The 7138-nt window shown below is 39.1% G+C and carries 5 protein-coding genes; 1 reads left to right on the forward strand and 4 read right to left on the reverse strand.

Features of this window, described 5'->3' with window-relative positions; translation table 11 throughout:
• Positions 1–31: 31 nt before the first annotated feature.
• The 4 genes from ACOB82_RS10995 to ACOB82_RS11010 all read right to left on the reverse strand — a co-directional run bounded on the left by ACOB82_RS10995 (position 32) and on the right by ACOB82_RS11010 (position 6508).
• Complete coding sequence (locus ACOB82_RS10995; RefSeq protein ID WP_448213035.1) at positions 32–3982, reverse strand: response regulator; 3951 nt, start codon at positions 3980–3982, stop codon at positions 32–34.
• A 224-nt stretch (positions 3983–4206) separates the two neighbouring features.
• Positions 4207–4707 carry a response regulator gene (locus tag ACOB82_RS11000; RefSeq protein ID WP_448213036.1) on the reverse strand — a complete coding sequence of 167 codons (501 nt, stop codon included), beginning with the start codon at positions 4705–4707 and terminating at the stop codon, positions 4207–4209.
• Positions 4688–5278 (reverse strand): sensor histidine kinase, encoded by a 591-nt coding sequence (locus ACOB82_RS11005; protein ID WP_448213037.1) that lies wholly within the window; start codon positions 5276–5278, stop codon positions 4688–4690. Before ACOB82_RS11005 ends, ACOB82_RS11000 begins: the two co-directional genes overlap by 20 nt.
• A 15-nt stretch (positions 5279–5293) precedes the next feature.
• Positions 5294–6508, reverse strand: coding sequence for a PAS domain-containing protein (locus ACOB82_RS11010; RefSeq protein WP_448213038.1), 1215 nt, complete (start codon positions 6506–6508; stop codon positions 5294–5296).
• A gap of 98 nt (positions 6509–6606) precedes the next feature.
• Between ACOB82_RS11010 and ACOB82_RS11015 the strand changes: the two genes are divergently transcribed.
• Positions 6607–6909 carry a transposase gene (locus ACOB82_RS11015; protein ID WP_284243603.1) on the forward strand — a complete coding sequence of 101 codons (303 nt, stop codon included), beginning with the start codon at positions 6607–6609 and terminating at the stop codon, positions 6907–6909.
• The last annotated feature ends 229 nt before the right edge of the window (positions 6910–7138 follow it).

Here is a 7138-nt window from a genome sequence, read left to right on the forward strand (position 1 = left end):
GCTGATTAAAATCAATAATATAAGCACAGCATTAGCGTACATCGGGCTCAGCTGCAGTTGACAAGTAAGTATTGAGTTCAGTCATTAACTGCTCAAAGCTAGCAGTTAATTCGCCCTGTATCAGCTCTACCTGATTACCATCTTGCTTTTTCGCCGCTTGTTCAATCTCAGCAGCCACACGAGCGCACTTTACCCCGCCTAAATTGGTGGTGGAGCCTTTGAGTTTATGAGCACTAGCGACTATATCAGGGTAGCTACCTTCAGAAATTGCCAGATTAAGTTGTTCGAAAATGGCCGGAGCTTCATCGACATAAAGTTGAACCAGACGTTTAACTAATTCTTCATTACCACGCACTCTTTTAGCTAAATCAATATTATCCCAAACAATAAAGTGTTGTTCGTTTTCCTCTGGCTCGGTAGGCGCTTGCTGTGAAATAAGCTTATGTTCACCAGCAGGAACCGAGTCACTAACATCGGTCAAGGGCTGTGATATTTTGCTTACTGCACACCACAAAGCTATTTTTTCATAAAGGTGCTGCCCATCAACTGGCTTTGATAAGTAATCATTCATCCCAACTTCTAAACATTTTTCTTTATCACCTTTCATTGCATTTGCGGTCATGGCAATAATCGGAATATTTTTATAGGCACTTCCCGCCTCTCCTTTTCTTATGGCCTTAGTTGCGCTGTAGCCATCCATTACCGGCATTTGACAGTCCATCAAAATAACATCAAACAGCTCGTTTGATAATGAATCATTGAGTATTGACAGTGCCTCTTTACCGTTTTGGGCAATACAAGCATTGCCGTGGTAATTAGACAGCACTCCTTCAAGTACCGCCTGATTGATATGGTTATCTTCAACAATTAAAATCTTAAGGTGAGCTAATGAGTTGATCATTTGTTTGCCTTGCGCTGCATTAGCAATGTCTCTGTTTAAACTTGACTCAGATCGCGTTAATGTTTCACCTATATCTAACACAATTGCCAAGGCGTCATGTAAATCTCTTGCGGTGGCAGGTTTTGGGAAGTAAGTACTAATTCCGACATTAGCAAAGTACTCAGCATCACCTATCGTGTTCATTGAGGTCATCATAATAAGCTTTGTCTGCTGAGTTTTACTGTGCTTACTTAAACGCTCGGCTAACTGACCGCCATCCATTTCCGGCAACTGCATATCTAAAATCGCAACCGCAAAGTAATTATCAGCTCGTTGTTCAATGATGTTCAGTGCCTGTTTAGCGCTGCTAGCTTGTGTTACATTTGCTCGCCATTGCGACAGCAGTTCGTTTAATACAGCTAAATTGGTTTGGTTATCATCAACAATTAAAATATTAATATCATTAAGCTCAAGCCTAGGCAGAGCACCCTGCTTGATATCGCTCTCTGCGAGTAAAATATCGAAATAAAACTCACTGCCTTTGCCAGGTTCACTTTTAACCCCAACTTGTCCGTTCATTAATAGACATAACCGTTTTACAATGGCTAAGCCCAAACCAGTACCACCATATTGCCTTGTGGTACTGGCATCGATTTGGGTAAACATTTTAAACAAACTTTGCTGTTTATCTTTTTCGATACCGATGCCAGTGTCTGCTATGCGACAATAAAACCGCAGTTCATCTTCGTGTTTAACTAATTTAGCCCTAATAACAACTTCACCGTTATCGGTAAACTTTACGGCATTACTGACAAGGTTATTGAGAATTTGTCTGATCCTTGTCGGATCGCCTTTAACTAATGGTGTACTGATTTGACAGGCATCTAGCACAAGTTCAACGCCTTTTTCTTGTGCCTTCAATGCCATTGATTCAGCAACTTCACCTATCAATGCACATATATCAAAATCTAATATTTCGAGCTCTAAGCGACCGGCTTCAACTTTAGAGAAATCCAAAATATCATTTAATAGGTTCAATAATGAAATGGCACTGGCATTTGCTAAACTAAGGTAGTGACGTTGTTGTTTAGATAGCTCACTTTGTTCTAGCAAATTCAGCATACCTAACACACCATTCATTGGTGTGCGAATTTCATGGCTCATACTGGCGAGAAAATCTGATTTTAATTTAAGTGATTCTTGGGCAATTTCTAATGCTTGCTGTTTTAGCTCTTGCAGCTTATGTTGTTCGGTAATATCTCGGCAGGTACCGACTAAGCGCTGTGCTATACCATCATGTTCAAAAATCGCTTTGGCATGAGTTTCAATATAATTCACTTGTTTATTAGGTAGGATAACGCGAAAAACAATATTAAGATCCGAACAGTCTGACAACGCTATATTAATTTGTTGCTGAACGCTTTCAAGATCGTCTGGGTGTATTGCTTGCCACCAAAGGTTTTCCGGCAATAGGTTATCGTCCTTTTCATAACCATAAAGCCGAAACATACGCTTATCCCAAGACATTGTATGGGTTTGATGGTTGTATTCCCATACGCCAATTTGCGGCGCTGACAACGCAAAATCTAGGCGCCAAGCCAGTTCATTGGCATTTTTTAACGCGGTATTGCGATCCATCTCCAAAATTTGCTGGTTTGTATGGTCTCTAAATACGCCGGTATATATTTGATCTTTGCCAATGGCCATTTCGGTAATATTGGCTAATGCGGTAAACTTCTCTCCTGCTCGACGTTTTACAATTAACTCAATGCCAGCAACATTATTTTTTTGCTCCGGTTTTAACACATATTGATGAGCAAATTGTTGAAAGTCAGTGTCAGCATCAGGTAATAGCACACTAAAGGGTTGACCAATAATGTCATAAGCCTGATAACCAAACATTAATTCTGCAGCGTGGTTAAACGCCAGAATATTGCCTCGAGCGTCAAAACTTAATACCGCGTCGGTAACAGCATCTAACATTAAATGTAGGGTTTGAGAAAACTCTTGAGCTTGAGCAATCGCTTGCTGCATTGACGCATTATTTGCTTCAACATTAGTCATCATACGCTGAAAGCTAGTGGCTAATTTGCCTGTTTCATCATTTTCTTCTGTGGGTAACGGCAGTACCTCACCTGTTGCTTCATAATGTTTAATATTTGAAGTCATGGTCACCAAAGGTCCTACTAGCCGCCGAGACACGATAAACGCAAAAACATACGCGACTAAGGCAAGCAAACCTCCAACAAAAATGCTGCGCTTTCTAATATGGTTGAATGCAGGAGTCAGTGTCTCTGCATCATTAAACATAACCAAGTTGACCGGCAAGGCACTATCAGCAGTATGCAACAACACCTGCCGATAAACCATTAAATCTAAGCTTAATTCATCGCTCTGTGCGGAATGTAAAAGCTTAGGCTCCTGATTGCTCGAGGTTAGTGCTAACGTTGATATTTGATTTAATCGATTGTTACTATTGTCGTTATGCGCCGAAGCCGATGGAGGCCCATAAAGCACTTGGCCTTGGCTTGCCGTAATGAAAAAACCTTTACCTGGCTTTTGCATTTTATCAAGTAACGACGAAAACGATGTTAAGTTAATCACAGCAAGCAACTGCACATAACTTTCATCTGCTGTTGGTAATTTTAACTGAATAACAAAATAGCCTTTTTTATCTAAATTGCTTTCATTATTATTAACAAAATAAAAAGATAAATGTTCAAAGCTATTATTTTGGTTGGGCAACTGAAAGTTAATAGACAAATCTATTGGTGAGCGGCCATTTAATAATTGGCTCTCTACGATTAACTCACCATCAGCGTTAAATAATGCTAACTGACTAAATTCTATTTTTGAGTTAACCACCACATTAAAAATGGTTTGAACATCAGTTTTCGCTTGTACATATTGCTCGGTTTGCTTAGCGCTATAAACCACACTCAGCAATGATTTTACTCGCGGAGCCATGGCAATAACCTTGGTGCTTTCGAGGTGGTTACCTAACGAGGACTGAATAAGTGGCGCAATAAAGTTGGCATTGGCTTTAAGGTCTTTAACTAAACTGTTATGGAGTAGCTCTTTACCTTCATAATAAAAGCTCATACTAAGCACTAAAGCCACGAATACTGATAGTAAAAAGCTCGTTATTGAAAGTTTGTATTTAAGCGACAAATTTCCTCCTACCAAGGCTACTCTGCGCTTTAATGAAAATTAAATAATTCAACGAAACCAACACCAACACCAACACCAAAATCAACATCAATCACTTTTAAATATACACGAAATTGTAAATTTAACTATTTGTTTAATTTAACTATTTGTTTAATTTAAGAGTTTGTTTGATTTAAGAATGTTGAAAGTTCTTTAGAATTGAATGGTTTTCTTAGTACTGGGTACTCCCATGTTTCTTCTTCATTGTCTACATAACCACTCATCGAAAAAACTTTAATATCAGGAAACTTACTTAGCACTAGGTTTACCGCGTCACGACCAGTCATATCTGGCAAAATCATATCGGTGATAAATACATCTAAATGTTGCGCTTGTTCAATTGCTGCTTTTAATTGCGCTTTATCATTGACATGTTGAGTATGAGCGCCATGTGTTTCCAGAAACAAGGCAACGAATTCTGCGATACTGGTTTCATCATCTAAAATCAAAATATGCTTGCCTTGAATATTGAGTAACTCTTTAGACTCTGGCGTGGGTGAAAAATTTGCACCTACCTGCTTACATTGAAATTCAAGCGTAAAATGCGCCCCCCCTAGTTCCGACTCCCCGCTCACTTTTATCTGGCCATTATGCTTATTATATGGTGCTGTAGACATTTGCCAGTCCTATGCCGTTACCTTTGTTAACTGATTTGCTAGAATAAAACGGGTCGAATATCTTAGTTAAATTTTCTTGTTGAATACCAATACCACTATCAATTACGTGAATTTCTAAGCGATTGACCGAAGTAAAATTAGCACTAATTTTGATTGTGCCCCCTAGGCCTTGCTCTTTTATCGCATCTTGAGCATTAATCACCAGATTCAGCAAAATATTAATAAATTCACCTTGTGGGAAATTTATCGTACATGGCGTTGAAGGCAAGTCTAATTGTAGCTCTATGGTATTAATCAAAATCTGCCGAAACAGGTATTGGTTATCTAAAATATCTTTTAATGGGTCAAATTGCACAACCTTAACCACTGGCTTTTTAGTAAACGCTAACAGACGTTCAGTGACACTTTTACCTTTGTCGATGGCGTTTTTCACCCGTTCAATATAACGAGAAATATCTTGCTCGCCTTGGGCAAACTTTAACTCCAACATTTCGATAGCACCCAGTGCCACCCCTAACACATTATTAATATCATGTGAGACATTGCCAAAGGTATTCCCTAGTAGCGCCAAGCGATTACTAATAATTTACTGTTGCTCTGCTCGAAATTTCTCGGTGACATTATCGACAATCCAAATATAAATTCCTTCATCGGCTTCATAGGTGACCGAAAAGTCAAAGACACTATTAAAGTTATCAAAGCTGGCATGATTACGCTTGATTTGCCCGTGTTGCCGAGCTTCTTTTTTGAGGGTCAGGTATTCACTGATACTAAAATTAATAAAATTAAACAGCGTGGTATTTTGATCTTTCTTTTGTGGTGATAAATCCTGAAATACAACATTATCTTCGTCATCAATAAAAAAGATCGGCACTTTAATTGTACGATTGACCAGTGCCAGTAATTTCAGTTTTTCTAACGTTGTTTCAGTATCTGTAATATCCCTACAGACCCCAAACATTGCTGACACTTGACCATTAGCATCAAGTTCAATTTCGCCAATAGTCTCGATTTTACGCTTACTGCCGTTAGGCAACTTTATGGTCGATTTATTATAGTAACTTTGCCCATGCTGCAAACTTTCAAAAAAGTTCTGCTTTATCGATTCATGTTCGTTGGGTGGATAAAAGCTCATCACATTATCAATGCTGGGTAAGAACTGATTAGTATCAACGCCAAATAATCGATAAAGCTCGGTCGACCAATAGGTTTTTTCTTCTTTAATATCGTATCGCCAATGCCCCGAATGACTAATACGTTCAGCTAACGACAAGTAGCCATTTTGTTTTTTCAGCTGTTGAATCAACATTTTAGACTCAGTGACATTACGCAGCACGCCGTATAACCGAGTTGGCGCTCCTTGTTGGTCACGCTCAACTCGGGCGACTGCATTCACCCACAATGTTTCTTTGTCACACTTGACGACTTTGAACGTGTGGTTGTAGCTAGAGATTTCACCTTTAAATAATTGTATTGTTCTTTGCTTTAAATCATTTAGAAAGCCTGAAGCAATATGTTTACGCCAAAAGGTTCTCGGGGCGGTAATCGCTTGTTTTTTATAACCCAAAAGCTGCATTAACTCTGGAGAGTAATAAATTAAATCACTGGCAACATCCCACTCCCAGTAAATTTCTTCTAAAGGTGCAAAGCCCATAGCTCGTTCACTTGGCAACGATTCTTCATGCAATACATGTTCAGCATCTGATAGGGTTAAGAACAGCCAATTAAGATCTTGATGCTCTTCCGAAATCACCGTAGATATGGTGACAAAATGTAGGGCATTCTCATGGTCTTTAATCATACAAAACACTGCGTCATTATTCTTAAAGTGCTTTGTAACGGTATGATTTAACTAGAGACTTCGTTAGAGGTAAAATTACATTAACTAACGAGGTCAAAATGCCAAAGAAAACATTAACAGCAGAATTTAAACGTGAGTGTGCAGAGCTAGTCATTATTCACGGTTATAAACACAAAGATGCAGCAGCAGCAATGAATGTTGGATTGTCATCAATTCAGCGTTGGGTAAGCCAATACCGAAAAGAACAAAAAGGTTATACCCCCAAAGCCAGCGCCTTAACACCAGAGCAAATCCGCATCCAAGAATTAGAGAAACAAGTTAAGCAACTACAAAGCGACAATACACTGTTAAAAAAAGCTTCAGCCTTTTTCGCTATGGAAATGAGCAACGGCAGCAAGTAGATGCCAAGCTGAAAAAGGCAGGAAGTAAGGTTCAGCAAATATGCCGTTGTTTATCGATACCGTTTAGCTCATTTTATTATCGAGCTAAACCAAAGCCTATTTGTGCTGAGCGTGTAAAGCTTGATGCTGCGATGAAGCAAATACATGTGGACATGGACGCTACTTACGGCAAAGTACGTATGCACGGTGAGTTGCAAGCATTAGGCTTTGATATTGGGCTTCATCGTGT

This window comes from Colwellia sp. MEBiC06753, from assembly GCF_053470325.1.